Source organism: Flavobacterium sp. PL002, assembly GCF_054165825.1.
In genome coordinates, this window is record NZ_CM135110.1 from 1780909 (window position 1) to 1797292 (window position 16384).

At 32.8% G+C, this 16384-nt stretch carries 16 protein-coding genes; 11 read left to right on the forward strand and 5 right to left on the reverse strand.

The features are described 5' to 3' along the window. Positions 1–385: 385 nt before the first annotated feature. The 3 genes from ACVEGE_RS07735 to ACVEGE_RS07745 form a co-directional block, all read right to left on the reverse strand. On the reverse strand, positions 386–1534 hold the full coding sequence (locus ACVEGE_RS07735) for an ATP-binding protein (RefSeq protein WP_192499894.1): 1149 nt from the start codon (positions 1532–1534) through the stop codon (positions 386–388). A gap of 198 nt (positions 1535–1732) precedes the next feature. Further along, on the reverse strand, positions 1733–2485 hold the full coding sequence (locus ACVEGE_RS07740) for an SDR family oxidoreductase (protein WP_192499895.1): 753 nt from the start codon (positions 2483–2485) through the stop codon (positions 1733–1735). Positions 2486–2539: 54 nt separating this feature from the next. After that, positions 2540–3412 carry an aldo/keto reductase gene (locus ACVEGE_RS07745; protein WP_192499896.1) on the reverse strand — a complete coding sequence of 291 codons (873 nt, stop codon included), beginning with the start codon at positions 3410–3412 and terminating at the stop codon, positions 2540–2542. A gap of 212 nt (positions 3413–3624) precedes the next feature. Between ACVEGE_RS07745 and ACVEGE_RS07750 the strand changes: the two genes are divergently transcribed. The 8 genes from ACVEGE_RS07750 to ACVEGE_RS07785 all read left to right on the forward strand — a co-directional run bounded on the left by ACVEGE_RS07750 (position 3625) and on the right by ACVEGE_RS07785 (position 12855). Next, positions 3625–4629 carry an AAA family ATPase gene (locus ACVEGE_RS07750; RefSeq protein ID WP_173851303.1) on the forward strand — a complete coding sequence of 335 codons (1005 nt, stop codon included), beginning with the start codon at positions 3625–3627 and terminating at the stop codon, positions 4627–4629. An 84-nt stretch (positions 4630–4713) separates the two neighbouring features. Then, complete coding sequence (locus ACVEGE_RS07755; protein WP_192499897.1) at positions 4714–5577, forward strand: DUF58 domain-containing protein; 864 nt, start codon at positions 4714–4716, stop codon at positions 5575–5577. A gap of 58 nt (positions 5578–5635) precedes the next feature. After that, complete coding sequence (locus tag ACVEGE_RS07760) at positions 5636–7270, forward strand: hypothetical protein (RefSeq protein WP_192499898.1); 1635 nt, start codon at positions 5636–5638, stop codon at positions 7268–7270. Continuing rightward, positions 7270–8271 (forward strand): vWA domain-containing protein, encoded by a 1002-nt coding sequence (locus tag ACVEGE_RS07765; RefSeq protein ID WP_192499899.1) that lies wholly within the window; start codon positions 7270–7272, stop codon positions 8269–8271. The genes ACVEGE_RS07760 and ACVEGE_RS07765 overlap by 1 nt, the downstream gene beginning before the upstream one ends. Positions 8272–8345: 74 nt before the next feature. Next, entirely contained in the window at positions 8346–9377 is a 1032-nt protein-coding gene (locus tag ACVEGE_RS07770) for a vWA domain-containing protein (RefSeq protein ID WP_173851813.1), read from the forward strand. Positions 9378–9429: 52 nt separating this feature from the next. Beyond that, positions 9430–10206, forward strand: coding sequence for a tetratricopeptide repeat protein (locus tag ACVEGE_RS07775; RefSeq protein WP_173851294.1), 777 nt, complete (start codon positions 9430–9432; stop codon positions 10204–10206). Positions 10207–10298: 92 nt separating this feature from the next. Continuing rightward, a complete protein-coding gene (locus tag ACVEGE_RS07780) occupies positions 10299–12044 on the forward strand; it encodes a BatD family protein (RefSeq protein ID WP_173851292.1) in 1746 nt (581 codons plus the stop codon). A 67-nt stretch (positions 12045–12111) separates the two neighbouring features. Next, positions 12112–12855 carry a tetratricopeptide repeat protein gene (locus ACVEGE_RS07785; protein ID WP_192499900.1) on the forward strand — a complete coding sequence of 248 codons (744 nt, stop codon included), beginning with the start codon at positions 12112–12114 and terminating at the stop codon, positions 12853–12855. Positions 12856–12864: 9 nt separating this feature from the next. Here the strand turns inward: ACVEGE_RS07785 and ACVEGE_RS07790 are convergent, their stop codons facing one another. Continuing rightward, positions 12865–13428 carry a CvpA family protein gene (locus ACVEGE_RS07790; protein WP_192499901.1) on the reverse strand — a complete coding sequence of 188 codons (564 nt, stop codon included), beginning with the start codon at positions 13426–13428 and terminating at the stop codon, positions 12865–12867. 147 nt (positions 13429–13575) lie between these two features. Between ACVEGE_RS07790 and ACVEGE_RS07795 the strand changes: the two genes are divergently transcribed. The 3 genes from ACVEGE_RS07795 (at position 13576) to ACVEGE_RS07805 (ending at position 15537) form a co-directional block, all read left to right on the forward strand. Continuing rightward, the gene (locus tag ACVEGE_RS07795; protein ID WP_173851286.1) at positions 13576–13932 is read left to right on the forward strand and encodes a hypothetical protein; all 357 of its coding nucleotides are present in this window, start codon (positions 13576–13578) and stop codon (positions 13930–13932) included. A gap of 91 nt (positions 13933–14023) precedes the next feature. Continuing rightward, positions 14024–15043 (forward strand): phenylalanine--tRNA ligase subunit alpha, encoded by a 1020-nt coding sequence (gene pheS, locus ACVEGE_RS07800; protein ID WP_173851284.1) that lies wholly within the window; start codon positions 14024–14026, stop codon positions 15041–15043. An 86-nt stretch (positions 15044–15129) separates the two neighbouring features. Next, positions 15130–15537 carry a hypothetical protein gene (locus ACVEGE_RS07805; protein WP_173855982.1) on the forward strand — a complete coding sequence of 136 codons (408 nt, stop codon included), beginning with the start codon at positions 15130–15132 and terminating at the stop codon, positions 15535–15537. 73 nt (positions 15538–15610) lie between these two features. Here ACVEGE_RS07805 and ACVEGE_RS07810 read toward each other — a convergent pair whose 3' ends face one another. Beyond that, complete coding sequence (locus ACVEGE_RS07810) at positions 15611–16354, reverse strand: DUF6503 family protein (RefSeq protein ID WP_225738049.1); 744 nt, start codon at positions 16352–16354, stop codon at positions 15611–15613. Positions 16355–16384: the final 30 nt, after the last annotated feature.

A 16384-nucleotide genomic window follows, 5' to 3' on the forward strand; every position in this document is an offset into this window, starting at 1 on the left:
TGGTCAATCGGGATTATAAAAACAGTAAGATTGTTTTTTTTCTAATCTATAAAATTAAGAAAAAGAGTTGGGACGGGCTGATTTTTTAGTAATTTTTTTATTTAAAACGCATTTAATATAAAATGAGGTTTATCATTTTACTTCAATAATGTAAATTTTCTCGATTGTTACTGAGTTTAAGCAATGGCTTACATATAAATCTATTGAGAATAAAGCAGTTTTTTTTCACTCTGAAATATCACTATTTTTAGTGATTGTTTATTACATTAATTTTAATTATTTTTACAGAAATATATAAATTTTAAGAAAATGAATACACTCATCGCCTTATCTCTTTTGATTATCAGAATGATATGTAGTTTTTTAAATGATATTGTTTCTTTTTTCAATCTTCATTTTTAGTATTATATTTCATTTTTCTCAAAACACGTAGTGCCTCTTTAAATAGGGAATACACGGCTGTGTGCGGTTTTAAAAGCTGTTTGGCATTAATTAATTTATCTTTAGCTTCTTCAAATCCGTTGAGGTAACAAATCATAAATGTTGAGGGTAGGTTTTCTAAATCTCGATACTCTCTTTCCGTCAATTCCATTCCTTTTTCTAACTTTTTCAGTAATGCTATATTCGCATTGTAAATATGAAAAAGCATTTTTTTATTGAATTTAGGCGGTTCAAATAACATTTCACTCTCTATTTTATAATACCCATTCTCATAAAAATAAATTGTTTGTTTCTCTAAAGGGTAGTAACTTGTTTTATCATTTAACCCGAGAGGTACATATTCTGTAATAGTAAACGAGTTTTCGTCAAAGCCTATGGTGACCACATCTTGAGCCGAATAGAATAATTTTACTTGTTCATTGATTAACTCAATATCAACTCTGGATAGATACGTTTTGTGATGCACTCTCTTAGGAATTCCGGCCCAGCAAATAATAAACAATTCTTTAAAAACATGGTATTTTGGTGCCATGTCTTTATGCCGGAAATTGATAAAATCAAAAACACTGTCAAGTGTATATTTGATATTATTTCGCGCATTATTCTCAATATCTGTTACAGTGGTTGTATTTTGATTATTCCTCTCTACTTTTTCAGTAGTTGGTGTTGTATTGCTCCCAATTCGAATAAAGACACTATTTACGGGAATAGTATGAATTCCTTTTTTGAAAAATGAAGTGTTCTTTTTGGGTTTTATAGTTACCAATCCCACCACTTTATGTTTTGGTAAATTAGGAAAAGGAACATTTTCGTACTGAATCTTTGGTGGGTTTTCAAGATAGGCATTCACGAGATTTTGAATACGGCTATCATCAAAAAAATCATCTCCCACAATTTCGTTGTCTTGATCCTCAACACCTACAACTATATACGAGTTATTAGCAGGATTCGAATTAGATAAGGCACAAATATGTTTTAAGAATTTGGCCTTACCTTCCCGAGTATGTAAGTTCAATTGACGCTTTTTATCATAAAAACTGTTCTCATCATTGTGAGCAAGTAAATTCTTGATTAAAAGGCGTTTGTTAATCATTTAGAGATATTTATTACTATTTTTAATTATAAAAATAGTCAAAACAGGATATTAAAAGCCATAAAATTTATAATTTTTACCTCATCATAAAATAATTCTCAGCGGTAAATATTTGGGAATCGGTGTAATTCGTGTTGGCTTTTATTTTGCAAAAGCAGTATATTTTACACCTCTTAGCTATCCCTTTATTAATATAAACTATTCCCTTTTTATAATTGTTGAAGAGGCTTGGGCAGTGCTCATAACCACCAAGTCAGCAATATTAACATGATAGGGTCTTGAAACTACAAAGTGAATAATATCAGCGATATCTTCAGGTTGTAACGGAGAGAAACCTTTGTAGACTTTTTCGGCTTTCTCAGTGTCCCCTTTAAAACGCACTTCACTAAATTCTGTTTCGACCATTCCTGGATGAATTGCACCCACTCTAATAGAAAACGGGTTCAAATCCATGCGCATACCTTGGCTTAATGCATCAACTGCATGTTTTGTAGCGCAATACACATTTCCGTTTGGATATACTTCTTTGGCAGCAGTAGAACCAATGTTAATAATATGGCCTGATTTGCGTTCTTTCATATGCGGAATGATCGCTTTTGATACATATAACAAACCTTTTACATTAATATCGATCATGGCATCCCAATCATCAGTGTCTCCATCTTGAATAGGATCTAAACCATGCGCATTTCCAGCATTATTAATCAAGATATCAATGGTAGAAAAAGCTTCGGGTAATGAATCTATAGCTTCATAAACGGCTTTTTTATCACGTACGTCAAACTGCAAGCTGTGTACTTCGGTAATTGCAGATAATTCTTTATGCAACGCCTCTAAGCGCTCTTTTCTTCGTCCGCAAAGGATAATTTTATAGTTGTTTTGGGCTAGAATTTTAGCAGTAGCTTTTCCTATTCCGCTAGTTGCTCCAGTTATAAAAGCTGTTTTTGTCATTTTATTTATTTTATATTTCGAAAAAGATATTTTTTTGAATCGAAAGACAATTTGTTAAGGAACTTCATTTCCCATGCTTTCGCTCCAAATAGCAAACCAGTCTTCTTTATCTAATTTTAAGGCTACTGCTTTGTGTAAAGATTGTATGCGCGCTACATTTACAGTTCCAGCAATAGGGATCACTTTTGCGGGATGTTGTAAAACCCAAGATAATAAAAGCGTGTCTGAGCCTAAATGGTATTTTGAAACTAGTGTTGCTAATAATTTTTTTAAACGACGTGTTTGCGGAATATCTTCTCTAAATACTGATCCTAATGGATTCCACGACATGGGACGTATGTTGTTTATTTGCATATAATCAAGACTTCCGTCAACCATAGGCTCATAATTAGTGGCAGAAAACTGCACTTGATTGTAACTTACAGTCGTTTTTTGTCGAATTAAATCTGTTTGAGAAGTAGTGAAATTAGAAAGTCCAAATTCCTTTATTTTTCCCTCAGATTTTAATTGTTCTATGGCTTCAGCTATTTCTTCAGCTTGCATTAACGGACTTGGCCTATGCAGTAAAAAAACATCCAAATAATCTGTTTTTAAATTGCTTAAAGACTGCTCTACAGATTTGATTATGTGTGCTTTAGAATAGTCGTAATGTTTGACCTTGTTATTCCTGTTTTCGGCAATCATTTGGATGCCACATTTTGAGATAAGTTGGATTTTTTCTCTCGATATTTTGCTCGAATGAAACGCTTTTCCAAAGTCGGCCTCAGTGGTATAAGACCCATAAATATCGGCGTGATCAAAAGTGGTTATTTTGTTTTCAAAACAAATATGGATCATGTTTTCCATCTCCTTTTGGTTGAGGTTTTTATCCCACACACCCCAATTCATTGTCCCAGCAATAATGGGAGATAATGTTGATTTAGTCATGTTTTTTATTTTTTATTTGGGTTGGATTTTTTACATTTCCAAACTATATTTTTCAAAGTTCTTAAAAATATAAAAATAGTATCATAATTGAAGCTTAAAATTAGGTTATTGTTAGAAGTTTTAACCATTCTTTAACATCTTTCCTCTAAAAAAAAATTCAATTTGCACTACCAAATGTGAGGCATTAAAATTAAGGCATTAAAAATAATAATATGGAAGAGAATACATCGACTTTAGACATTAGAGCAATCAATGAAAAAATAGAAAGAGAAAGTGCATTTATAGATTTACTTTCCATGGAAATGAACAAAGTGATTGTAGGACAAAAGCACATGGTAGAACGTTTGCTTATTGGATTATTAGGTCAAGGGCATATTTTATTAGAAGGAGTTCCAGGATTAGCCAAAACGTTAGCGATTAATACGCTTTCTCAAGCAATTCATGGATCTTTTAGCCGTATCCAGTTCACACCGGATTTATTACCTGCAGATGTTGTAGGTACTATGATTTACAATATTAAGGCAAATGAGTTCTCTATTAAAAAAGGACCCATTTTTGCTAATTTTGTTCTTGCTGATGAAATTAACCGTGCGCCAGCTAAAGTGCAATCAGCATTATTAGAGGCCATGCAAGAAAAGCAAGTAACCATTGGGGATACTACTTTTAAGCTAGAAAGACCTTTCTTAGTATTAGCTACTCAAAATCCAATTGAGCAAGAAGGAACGTACCAGTTACCTGAAGCGCAAGTCGATCGTTTTATGCTAAAAACAGTTATTGATTATCCAAAAATGGATGAAGAGCGTTTAGTAATTCGTCAAAACTTAAAAGGAAGTTATGAGAAAGTAAATCAAGTAGTTTCTGTAGAGCAAATTTTACGTGCGCAAGAAGCGGTTCGTGAAGTTTACATGGATGAAAAAATAGAAAAATACATACTGGATATTATTTTTGCAACACGTTACCCAGAGAAATACAAATTAGCAGAGTTAAAACCATTAATTAGTTTTGGATCTTCACCTCGTGGAAGTATCAATCTAGCTACGGCTGCAAAATGTTATGCATTTATCAAGCGTCGTGGGTATGTTATTCCTGAGGATGTACGTGCTGTTGTTCACGATGTATTGCGTCACAGAATAGGAATTACTTATGAAGCCGAAGCAGAGAATATCACTTCAGTAGATATTATTAATAAAATTGTAAACGAAGTAGAGGTGCCTTAAAATTTGTTTAAGGTTTAAGGTTTCAAGTTGCTGTTGCAAAATGTGAAACCTTAAACTTTTTTAAACTTTAAACAAATTAAATAAATGGATACAAAAGATCTTTTAAAAAAAGTACGCAAAATAGAAATAAAAACCCGAAGATTGAGTGATCACATCTTCTCGGGTGAATACCACACCTCTTTTAAAGGACGCGGTATGACCTTTAGCGAAGTGCGCCAATATCAATATGGAGATGATATTCGAAATATTGATTGGAATGTTACCGCACGATACAATGAGGCTCACGTAAAAGTTTTTGAAGAAGAGCGCGAGTTAACTATGATGTTAATGGTGGATATTTCTGGTTCTGAAAGTTTTGGTTCTAAAAACCAATTTAAAAAAGATATTGTAACTGAGATTGCAGCAACAATGGCTTTCTCGGCTACGCAGAATAACGATAAAATAGGATTGATATTATTCTCTGACCAAATTGAATTGTACATTCCACCAAAAAAAGGCCGCTCTCATGTTTTGCGAATCATTAGAGAATTAATCGAATTTGAACCAAAAAGCCGTAAAACAGATTTGGCGCAAGCCTTAAAGTTTTTATCAAGCACTCAAAAAAAGAAAGCTATTGTATTTATGATTTCTGATTTTATGTGTGAAGGGTACGAGCAAACGTTGAAGATAGCTGCAAAAAAACACGACATTACCGGAATACGCGTGTATGATATTAGAGAACAAAATATGCCAAATATTGGTATGGTTCCTATGCTAGATGCTGAAACAGGCGAAGTAGCAGTTATCGATACCGGTTCAAAAACGGTTAGGTTCAACTATGAAAAACATTACAACGACAAACTAGTATATTTTAAAGAAACCTTTAGTAAATCAGGTTCTGGAGTTGTAAATACAAGAGTCGACGAAAGTTATGTAACGAAGTTATTAGGTTATTTTAAATCAAGATAAAGGCCTTTCCCCCAAATCCTCATGTGTGAGGAATTGAAAAACAAATGTTTCAAATAACATGAAAAGATATATATACCTACTTTTAATTTTGCTTTCATCTACTGTTTTTGCCCAACAAAAACGCGTAGTGACTGCGATAGATACCACTAGAAATAAAATTGGAGCTGAATTTAAGCTTACAGTTAAAACCGATGTGGATACGTTATCCAAAGTTGTTTTTCCAAAATTAAAAAACATTGGTGCGCTTGAAGTTATTAAATCATATCCTATTGATACGGTTAGAAATAATGATCGTTATGAGTTAATCAAGAAATACGGACTTACTCAATTTGATTCAGGTAGGTATGCTATTCCTAGCATCAAAATTTTAATTAACAACAAACCGTATTATACAGATTCTCTTAAAGTTGAGGTTGCAAATGTGCAAGTGGATACGTTGAAGCAAAAAATGTATGACATTAAGGAAATTACTGCAGCTGAAGCTCCGTTGGGAAATTGGTGGAAATACTTATTAGTCATTGCGCTGCTTATAGGAGTTGGTGCCTTAGTATATTGGTTTGTTAAAAAACAACAAAAGAAAAAAATTGAGGAAGAGGTGTTTAAAACGCCTATTGAAAAAGCGACTAGCCTGTTAAATAATTTAGAGCAAAAAGAACTTTGGCAAAAAGGAGAAGTAAAATCATACTACAGTGAATTAACGGATATTGCTAGAAATTATATTGAAGAGGCAATTGAAATTCCTGCTATGGAAAGCACAACAGCCGAATTGATTCACGGACTTAGAGCAGCATCTGTTAAGAAGAAAATGACGCTTACTCCAGAAACAATAGAGAATCTAGAGCGTGTTTTAAAACAAGCAGATTTAGTAAAATTCGCAAAATCAAAACCTTTAGATTTTGAAATTACTGAAGATAAAAATAAAATACAGCGTGTTATATTAACACTTGATAATGCAATTCCAGTTGTTATTGAAATTGAAGAAGACGCTATATTGAATCAAGCACAAAAGCAAAAGCAAATCGAAATTCAACTAAAGAAAAAAAGGAATAGACGCCTTGGTATTGCTATTGCTTCGGTATTGTTTATAGTATTTGCTACAGCTATTTATTTTATTGCAACCAGAGGTTTTGATTATGTAAAAGACAATATTTTAGGTAATCCAACAAAAGAATTATTAGAAGGCGAGTGGGTTAAAAGTGAATACGGAAACCCTGGTGTGATTATTGAAACGCCAAAAGTGCTTAAAAGAGTTGATTTAAAGAAGTCGTTGCCTAAAAACGGATTGGCGTTAATTAAAGAAATGAACTCATTTGCTTATGGGAGTGTTTTAGATAATTTCTATATAATGGTTTCTACTTACAAATACAAGCAAGACTCGACATCAGTAGACTTAAAAAAGTCGATGGAAGTTACTTTGCAAGCTCTTGAGTCACAAGGAGCTCTAAATATGGTTGTAAAACAAGAAGATTTTGAAACTCCAGAAGGGGTAAGTGGTCTAAAAGGATACGGAACATTTTCAAGAATAAACGAAGCAACAAATAGTAGCGAGAAATTGTATTATGAATTATTATTGTTTGGTCAAGATGGCGGATTACAACAAATTATGATTTTTCATGAAGAAGGTGATGCTTATGCAAATCAAATTTCGGATCGAGTATTGAGCGCTGTCGAATTAAAAAAAGTAACTAAATAATGGGTAAAATAACTTTTTTAAATCCTGAATTTTTCTGGTTGTTTCTTCTAATTCCGTTAGCTGTTTTTTGGCTAATTTATACTAGAAATGAACAAACAGCGACTTTAAAAATAAGTTCAATTCAAGGATTCAAAGCAACTGGTTCTTTCTGGGTAAAATTGCGTCCGTATTTGAGCGCTTTTCGTTTATTGGCGTTAAGCTCTTTAATAGTGGCATTAGCAAGACCTAGAACTGTTGATGTGAGTAATAAAACAAAAACTACAAAAGGAATTGATATTGTTATGGCAGTCGATGTTTCAGGGAGTATGTTAGCCAAAGATTTAAAGCCTAATAGAATGGAAGCTTTAAAAAGAGTAGCGGCAGATTTTGTTGAGGAACGTCCTAATGACCGTATTGGTTTAGTGGTTTATGCCTCGGAGGCGTATACTAAAACGCCAGTAACGAGTGATAAAGCGGTAGTACTTGAAACAATTAAAAGCATAAAATACGATAATGTTCTTCAAGATGGAACGGGTATAGGAATGGGATTGGCTACAGCAGTAAACCGATTAAAAGACAGTAAAGCGAAGAGTAAAGTAATTATCCTTTTGACTGATGGTGTGAATAATGCAGGTTTTATTGAGCCAGAAACGGCGGCAGACATTGCTAGGCAATATAAAATTAAAGTGTACACAATAGGAATAGGAACAAATGGTATGGCAGAGTTTCCTTATGCTATAGGTCCTAATGGTGATTTTTTATTCCAAAGAATGAAAGTGGAAATCGATGAGCGTTTGCTAAAAAGTATCGCCAAGAAAACCGATGGAAAATATTTTAGAGCCACAAGCAATAGTAAGTTAGCTGAAATATATGGCGAAATCAATAAATTAGAAACAACTGAAATTGAGGAATTGAAATTTTATGACTATGATGAAAAATTCAGGCCCTTCGTGATTTTGGCAGGTTTGTTATTATTAATCGAAATAGGTTTAAGAAATACAGTGTACAAAAGTTTTATATAATGTTTTAAAAATGAAGCTCACAAAGGGAAGGTAGTTGTAAAAACTAAAACTGACTTTTGGAATTTAAAGAAAATATGGAATTAGACGAAACAAAATATTTATACTTACTTTTTATACTGCCAATTGTGGTAGTGTTATTCTTTTTCAACATGTATTGGAAAAGAAAAAAGCAACGTGAGTTTGGTGATTTAGATTTAATAAAAAAATTAAGTCCTGAAAGTTCTGTATTCAAGCCAGTCTTGAAGTTAGTTGTTATTGTATTGGCATTAATTGGATTAATTTTTGGTTTGGTAAACCCAAAAATTGGCACAAAAATGGAAACGGTAAAACGCGAAGGAATTGATATTGTTTTTGCAATGGACGTTTCTAAAAGTATGCTTGCCGAAGATATTGCGCCAAGTAGGTTAGAGAAAAGTAAGCAAATTGTTTCGCAAATTATCAATCAATTAGGTAACGATCGTATTGGTATTGTAGCTTACGCCGGTAGTGCTTTTCCAGTTTTACCTATTACTAGTGATTATAGTGTTGCTAAGATGTTTTTACAAAGCATGAGTCCTGATATGGTTTCTTCACAAGGAACTTCGCTGGATGAAGCAATTAAGTTATCAGCAACTTATTTTGATGATAAAAGCAAAACGAGCAAGTTGCTTATTTTGATTTCTGATGGGGAAGACCACTCAGAAGGAGCTCAAGCTGCCGCAGAAGAAGCGAACAAACAAGGAATGCGCATTATTACAATAGGTCTAGGTACCGAAAAAGGAGGTACAATTCCTTTAAAAGTGAATGGTAAAATACAAGGATACCAGCGAGATAATAACGATGAGGTGGTCGTTACTAAATTGAATCGCGCAAGTCTTGAGGCTATTGCCAAAGCAACAAAGGGCGGTTATATAGATGGTAAAAACACTAAAGACGTATTAGAATATATAAAAAACACATTAAATACAATTCAGAAAACCGAGTTTGAAGCAACACAAATGGCTGACTTTCAATCGCAATTTCAGTGGTTTTTAGGGTTTGCTTTTGTACTACTATTTGCAGATCTGTTTTTCTTAGAAAGAAAAACGGCATGGGTTAAAAAGATGAACCTATTTAATGACAAGTAGCCCATTAAGATGGTAATTGAATTCTTTTTTTTGATGAACAGAATAAATGAAAATGAAAAATAATATAAAATATACAACCGTTTTTGCATTGTTCCTTTTTTGGGGATGTAATGCTTTATATGCACAAGAAAAAAACTATGTTTTACCGGAAGCAAATGAAGAGTATACCGCTAAAAACTTTGTAGATGCCGAAGCTAATTATAGAATTTCTAATTCAAAGTTTACCAATAAAACGGCATCTGCCTATAATTTAGGAAATGCAATCTACAGACAAAATCAAGCTTCAGAAGCTAAGTTTGCTTATGCAAATGCTTTAACTACAGCAAAAACAGCAACTCAAAAACACAAAGCATTTCATAATATTGGGAATGTTTTCATGAAGGAAAAAAATTATACTGAGGCTGTAGAAGCATATAAAAATGCTTTAAGAAACGACCCTACAGATGATGAAACAAGGTATAATTATGCTTTGGCTAAAAAAATGCTAAAAGAAAATCCTCCTAAAGACGATAAAAAGGACGACAAGAAAGATAAAGACAAGAAAGACAAAGACAAGGATAAGAAAAACGATAAAAAGGACGACAAGAAAGATAAGGATAAAAAAGACGGCGATAAAGACAAAGATAAAAAGGACGACCAAGGCGATAAGGATAAAAAAGATGGTAAGAATGATGATAAAGGAGAGCCAAAACCTGAACCAGGAGGAATGTCACAGCAACGTTTAAAAAACTTGTTGAACGCAGTTAATAATGAAGAAAAGAAAGTTCAGGATAAAGTGAATGCTAGTAAAGTAAAAGGCAAAGCAACAAAGACAGAGAAAGATTGGTAAGATTTAATTGGCTATTTGTGGATTTGTTTTTATCGAAAGAAACAAAGACCTACTCAGAATCAGATTCGCGAATAAATGAATAAACATTAATAATGAAGAAGTTTTTATTTTTAATACTATTAAGCTTTCAAGGACTTTTAGCCCAAGTACAATTTGAGGCAAAAGTGAGTAAAACAACATTAGGTCTTAATGAAAGACTTCGTATTGATTTCTCTATGAATATTGATGGAGATAACTTTAATGAACCTTCTTTTGAGGGGTTTAGAGTTATTGCGGGTCCTAGTCAACAAGTAAGTCAGTCGTGGGTTAATGGTAGAAGTTCCTTCGAGAAAATTTACTCTTATTATTTACTCCCTACTCAAAAAGGGAATTTGACAATTAAACCAGCAACGATTGAGTATAACGGTCAGGTTTACAAAACCAATTCGGTTAAAATTACGGTAACAAATGCTGTAGAACAACCTAAAGATCCTAATGATACTAGTGTTTCAGCAGACGATAATTTGTATTTAATTGCAGAGATATCTAAAACCAATCCGTATGTAAATGAACCTATTACGGTGGTTTATAAATTGTATTTTGCTAACATTGGAATCTCTAATTTTAGAGAATTAAATAAACCAAAATACAATGATTTTTGGAGTCAGAATATTGAAATAAAACAATTAGCAGCGGTTGATGCCATTTTTAAAGGGCAAAATTACCGTTATGTTGTACTTAAAAAAGTAGTGTTATATCCTCAAAAATCGGGAAAATTAGCCATTGAACCTTTGTCTCTTGATGTAGATGTACAATTGCCTACTAATAGACGAGATGTTTTTGGAAGGATGTTGCTTGCAGATGGGAATAAAAAAGTTTCGGCTGGTGCTAAAACAATAAATGTGCGTGCGCTGCCTGAAAAAGGAAAACCAGATGATTTTACTGGTGCAGTGGGTACGTTTGATTTTAAAGTAACGCCGTCTAAAACTAGTTTGAAAAATGGTGAAAGCCTTGATTTATTAGTAAGCGTTACTGGAAAAGGGAATATGAAATTATTCAGTCTACCTAAACCAGTTGTTCCTAATGCACTTGAAATGTACGATCCAGTACATGACGAGAATGTCAATACATCACTAGCTGGAATGTCAGGAAAAATGTCTGACAGTTATACTATTGTACCGCAATACAAAGGAAATTATCCTGTAAAACCTATTCGTTTCTCTTATTTTGATTTGGGATCAGGAACATATAAAACAGTTGTATCTCCTGAGATTATGATTAATGTTTTAAACGGTCCAACTGATACACGTGCAGCAGATAGCTTAAGTGCTAACGCAGGCAAAAATGATGTCAGTATTGAACAGTTTAAATACATTAAATTAAAAACCGAATTAAAACCAACTAACAGTGACGATTTCTTTGGTTCTAAATTGTACTTACTACTACTCTTATTATCCTTTTTATTAATACCAATAATTGTATTAGCAAAAAACAAGAAAGACACTCTTGATGGTGATGTTGTTGGCAATAGAATACGCAGAAACAATAAATTAGCTAAGAAGTATTTGTCTCAAGCTAAAAAACAAATCAACAATAAAGAACCATTTTATGTTGCTCTTGAAAAAGCAATGCATAATTTCTTGAAAGCCAAGTTGCATATTGAGACATCAGAGATGAGTAAAGACAATATCAAGGCTATATTGTTAGCTAAAAATGCAAATTCCGAAACAGTTAATGATTTTATTGCGCTTACTGAAAATTGTGAAATCGCACGATATGCTCCGGCATCAAGTGCAACCATTCAAAAAGATTATGACAAGGCAGTAGCGATAATTTCTGAATTAGAGAAAGAGCTATAAGCACAGTGAATTACAAGATTGATAAGCAAGATGTATTTTTTGCGTAAGCAGTTTATAAATAAAGACAATGAAAAATATTTTATATCTATTCTTATTTTTTACCCAAGTTTTCTTTGCTCAAAATAGCTTTGAAAGTGCAAACGAATTGTATAAACAAGGTAAATATGAAGAGGCAGTTACTGCTTATAATGCTATTTTAGGTACTAAATTACAATCGGCTGAGTTGTATTATAATTTAGGAAACTGCTATTATAAACTAAATAAAGTAGCTCCTGCGATTTATAATTATGAGAAAGCATTGGTTTTAAAACCAAACGATACACAAACTTTAAATAATTTACGCTTTGCGCAAAAAAGAACCGTTGATGAAATCAAAGTAATTCCTAAAGTAGGATTTGCTAAGTTACTTAGGGATTTTACCGCAACTTATAACTACAATACTTGGGGTTATATTTCGGTGGGGTTAGCAGTATTGTTTTTATTGGGTTTTATTGGGTATTATTTTTCACAACAAAGCACCATAAAAAGACTGTTTTTCTTTACTATGTTTATTGTTATTATTTTGCTTATTATTAGTGTTTTGGCTGCTATTTTTGAGATGGATCAGTTTAAAAATGATCGACCGGCAATAGTTTTTGCTGAAATGGTTGATGTTAAAAAAGAACCTCAAAATGCTAGTAAAACCGTTGTTGTCTTACATGAAGGAGCTAAGTTATATGTAGAAGAAACAGTGAACAACTGGAAAAGAGTTGAACTCACAGATGGAACCGTAGGTTGGATAGAAAAAAGCGCAATTAGAGAAGTGAAATAACTTTAAGCCTTACTCTTCTTGTTTTACTTCATTGTTTTTGGGAACTGATTCGTTTTCTGCTTCGGTTGTGTGTTTGTCTTTAAAATCAACGTACCATTTTTCTAAAGAAGGATAAACAAAGCGCGACGTTTTTTGGATAGGGTTATAAAACATAGAATTATCTAAAGTTTCGGCTTTGATGAGCATGTTATTAATATTTACTTTTTCGAATAAATTAAATAATACGCTTAAAAGCAATACCGTTTTTAAAACACTAAATACAGCACCTGCAAGTTTATTTATCCAACCCAAGAAGGCGAAATCCATGATCCCTGTGAATAGCTTTGCTAAAAGGTGAATGCATACCACTACGGCTATGAAAGTTAGTCCAAAAGCAATGATCTCAATGTATTTAGGTGACCATGAAACATGCTTTACTAACATTTCCTTGATCATGTATGAAAATTTTATAGCTAAATAAATTCCAACAATCAAAGACAATAACGAGGCCAGTTCTATAAAAAGTCCGTTTTTAAGCCCTTTATATAAAGCAAAAATCAGTAAAGCGCCCAAAACAATATCTAAAAAACCCATAGTTGTACATTAGTAAGATGAACAACAAATATAAAATAAATCAAACATCCATTGTCAATTTTCAAGTCGTTATCTTTGCAAAAATTAAATAGCTGTTTTTTTTGAATTAGGATACTTAAAAAGGGAGCGGTTACAATCAATATTATAATGTCAAGAGATATACAACTTAAAGAGCGCTGGGAACAGCTTGTCGATATACTTTCTAATCAATTTTCGCAAGGAGAAGATTTAGACTTAGATGCTATTATTTATTTAATAGGAGTTCAAGAACTAGGAAAAGTACACCAAGAATATAAAAAAGATGAAAAATTAAACCTGATGCATATTGCTATTTGCAGGTTATTAGAGCCTTATGGTTTCTATGAATTTGAATTTTTTGATGAAGATGGTTGGCCTCATTACAAAGTAAAAGAGGAATTGCCGCCATTAAGAGCCGGTGAACAATCGGTGTTAATGAAGGAAGCAATCGTGAATTATTTTATAGAAAGAGAAGTGATCCAATAATGTGTCGCAATTTTAGCGCGTAAACTTTTCACTTTACACTTTAAACCTGAAACAAATTTTGTAAATTTGCCCTCTCAATTACTGGATGAAAATGATAGATAAGATAAAAGAATATATTGGCGAAGCACAAGCTTTTTCAACACAAGACAAAGCAGAATTAGAAACATTTAGAATTAAATTTTTAGGAAGTAAAGGACTTCTTAAAGATTTTTTTGCTGAGTTTAAAAACGTACCAAACGATCAAAAAAAAGAATTTGGTCAAGTAATCAATTTACTTAAATCATCTGCCGAAGAAAAAGTGAAAGCTATTCAAGAAGCATTAGAGAGTAAAGAAGAAACTAAAGGTATTTATGGTGATTTAACTCGCTCTGCTGAGCCAGTAATCATTGGGTCTCGTCATCCTATTTCTATTGTAAAAAACCAAATCATAGACATCTTTTCAAACATTGGTTTCAATGTTTCTGAAGGTCCGGAAATCGAAGATGATTGGCATAATTTCACCGCATTAAATTTGCCGGAGTACCATCCAGCAAGAGACATGCAGGACACGTTTTTTATTCAAACAAATCCTGATATTTTGTTACGTACACACACATCATCTGTTCAAGTGCGTTACATGGAAGAGAACAAGCCACCTATTCGTACTATTTCTCCAGGACGTGTTTTTCGTAACGAAGCAATTTCGTCACGTTCACATTGTATTTTTCACCAGGTTGAAGGACTGTATATTGATAAAGATGTATCGTTTGCTGATTTAAAACAAACACTTTTATATTTTACAAAAGAGATGTTTGGGAAGTCTAAAATTCGTTTAAGACCTTCTTATTTCCCCTTTACTGAGCCTAGTGCTGAGATTGATATTTACTGGGGTTTAAAGACAGAAACGGATTATAGGATTACTAAAGGAACTGGTTGGTTAGAGATTGGTGGATGTGGAATGGTAGATCCTAATGTCTTAAAAAACTGTGGTATCAATCCAGAAGAATTCAATGGTTTTGCCTTTGGGATGGGAGTGGAGCGTATTGCAATGTTGCTTTATCAAATAGGTGATATTCGTATGTTTTATGAAAATGACGTACGTTTCTTAGAGCAATTTAAAGCTTCAATTTAGTCCAAGGTTGAAATGTTAAAAGTTGAAACAGCTATTTTAGTAATGATTGACTTTGAGATTTTAAAACTTAGACTTAAGACTAATTTATGAAAAAAGATATTATAATCCCTGAAGTAGAAAATGTTTTCCTAGCGGCCGTTCAAGAATGGAGCGACGATTTTATGGAAAAGGTTTGGTATGCTTATTTAGTTAATGATAGTGATTTCCTTATCGAAAGCGTTATGGTTGTGTCTAAAGCTTTTGGGACAATTGACGGCGAAATGAAAAAAACATCGCTATTGCGCCACGCTTTTGTTGAAGTTCCAGCTGTTTCAGTGGTTAAAATCGAAATGATTGAGAAAAGTGTATTGGTACTCAATAATGAATTTTCAGTGTCTTATTTCGTAGGGAATAAGATGTATGATAAGAAGTTTATTTTTAATGCAAATGCTATGAATGAGCAAGAACTTGAAGAAGTGCCTATTCTATTTGTAGATGGTCTCATTGTAAGATAACAGTAAAAATACAAGCACAAAATAAGCAGCAATCTTAAATAAGGTTGCTGCTTTTTTGTTGTTAAGAGCTATGTTAGCTTTTTGATAATGTATCAGTGGCTAGGTATTTGTCGTCTTGATTTAAATACCAAGCTCTTGCTTTTGGGATTTTAATTCCGGATAATTCCTCTTCGCCACTTAATAAAATATATTCTCCATCATTCTTTTTTTGATCATGGTAAAACTGATATACTTTTAGAGCATAGGTCTTTGTATCAAAATAAAAGTACCAAGCGTCTTTTCCTACACCCTCCTCATACTTTACCGCTAATACTAAATACTCTTGGCCCATGAAGTCCTTTCGTTCAACTACGGGGTTTATAATTGTCCCAGCGTCTTTTAGTTTCATTGGTAAACCATATAAATAAGTGTAATAGTTTTGCATGAATCGGGCTCTAGTTTCTGTTAAGTTAAAAGTTTTTACATCTTCTTCAGTAAAGTCACTTTTGCCATCTAGGCTAAAATTCACAACTTCTTTATCAATAATGTATGTTACTTCTTTGTCATTTTTTGTGACGTTAAGTTTGAAATATTGTTTTGGTAAATCAATACTTACTTTGCTTAGACGTTCAGTATCATCTGGCATTTTCATGGCTATAGAAAGCGTGCTCTTAAAATCATTGTAATGATGATCAGGGTCGTGATAATTGATAGCTTTGTCTAATAACTGTTCTCCAGTTATTTCTTGTGCGGATGCTTTAAAGAAAACTAAAAAACAAAGTACAAACAAGCTTTTTATTAAAGCTGAAAAACGTAAATTAGTGTTGTAATTCGCCATGTTTTAAAGTGTTTTTAAAAGAAATAGAGA

Excerpts from the sequence above, each read along its gene's own strand:
- ACVEGE_RS07735 (WP_192499894.1), bottom strand. The coding sequence starts at position 1,534 with ATGATTAACAAACGCCTTTTAATCAAGAATTTACTTGCTCACAATGAT.
- ACVEGE_RS07740 (WP_192499895.1), bottom strand. The coding sequence starts at position 2,485 with ATGACAAAAACAGCTTTTATAACTGGAGCAACTAGCGGAATAGGAAAA.
- ACVEGE_RS07745 (WP_192499896.1), bottom strand. The coding sequence starts at position 3,412 with ATGACTAAATCAACATTATCTCCCATTATTGCTGGGACAATGAATTGG.
- ACVEGE_RS07750 (WP_173851303.1), top strand. The coding sequence starts at position 3,625 with ATGGAAGAGAATACATCGACTTTAGACATTAGAGCAATCAATGAAAAA.
- ACVEGE_RS07755 (WP_192499897.1), top strand. The coding sequence starts at position 4,714 with ATGGATACAAAAGATCTTTTAAAAAAAGTACGCAAAATAGAAATAAAA.
- ACVEGE_RS07760 (WP_192499898.1), top strand. The coding sequence starts at position 5,636 with ATGAAAAGATATATATACCTACTTTTAATTTTGCTTTCATCTACTGTT.
- ACVEGE_RS07765 (WP_192499899.1), top strand. The coding sequence starts at position 7,270 with ATGGGTAAAATAACTTTTTTAAATCCTGAATTTTTCTGGTTGTTTCTT.
- ACVEGE_RS07770 (WP_173851813.1), top strand. The coding sequence starts at position 8,346 with ATGGAATTAGACGAAACAAAATATTTATACTTACTTTTTATACTGCCA.
- ACVEGE_RS07775 (WP_173851294.1), top strand. The coding sequence starts at position 9,430 with ATGAAAAATAATATAAAATATACAACCGTTTTTGCATTGTTCCTTTTT.
- ACVEGE_RS07780 (WP_173851292.1), top strand. The coding sequence starts at position 10,299 with ATGAAGAAGTTTTTATTTTTAATACTATTAAGCTTTCAAGGACTTTTA.
- ACVEGE_RS07785 (WP_192499900.1), top strand. The coding sequence starts at position 12,112 with ATGAAAAATATTTTATATCTATTCTTATTTTTTACCCAAGTTTTCTTT.
- ACVEGE_RS07790 (WP_192499901.1), bottom strand. The coding sequence starts at position 13,428 with ATGGGTTTTTTAGATATTGTTTTGGGCGCTTTACTGATTTTTGCTTTA.
- ACVEGE_RS07795 (WP_173851286.1), top strand. The coding sequence starts at position 13,576 with ATGTCAAGAGATATACAACTTAAAGAGCGCTGGGAACAGCTTGTCGAT.
- pheS (WP_173851284.1), top strand. The coding sequence starts at position 14,024 with ATGATAGATAAGATAAAAGAATATATTGGCGAAGCACAAGCTTTTTCA.
- ACVEGE_RS07805 (WP_173855982.1), top strand. The coding sequence starts at position 15,130 with ATGAAAAAAGATATTATAATCCCTGAAGTAGAAAATGTTTTCCTAGCG.
- ACVEGE_RS07810 (WP_225738049.1), bottom strand. The coding sequence starts at position 16,354 with ATGGCGAATTACAACACTAATTTACGTTTTTCAGCTTTAATAAAAAGC.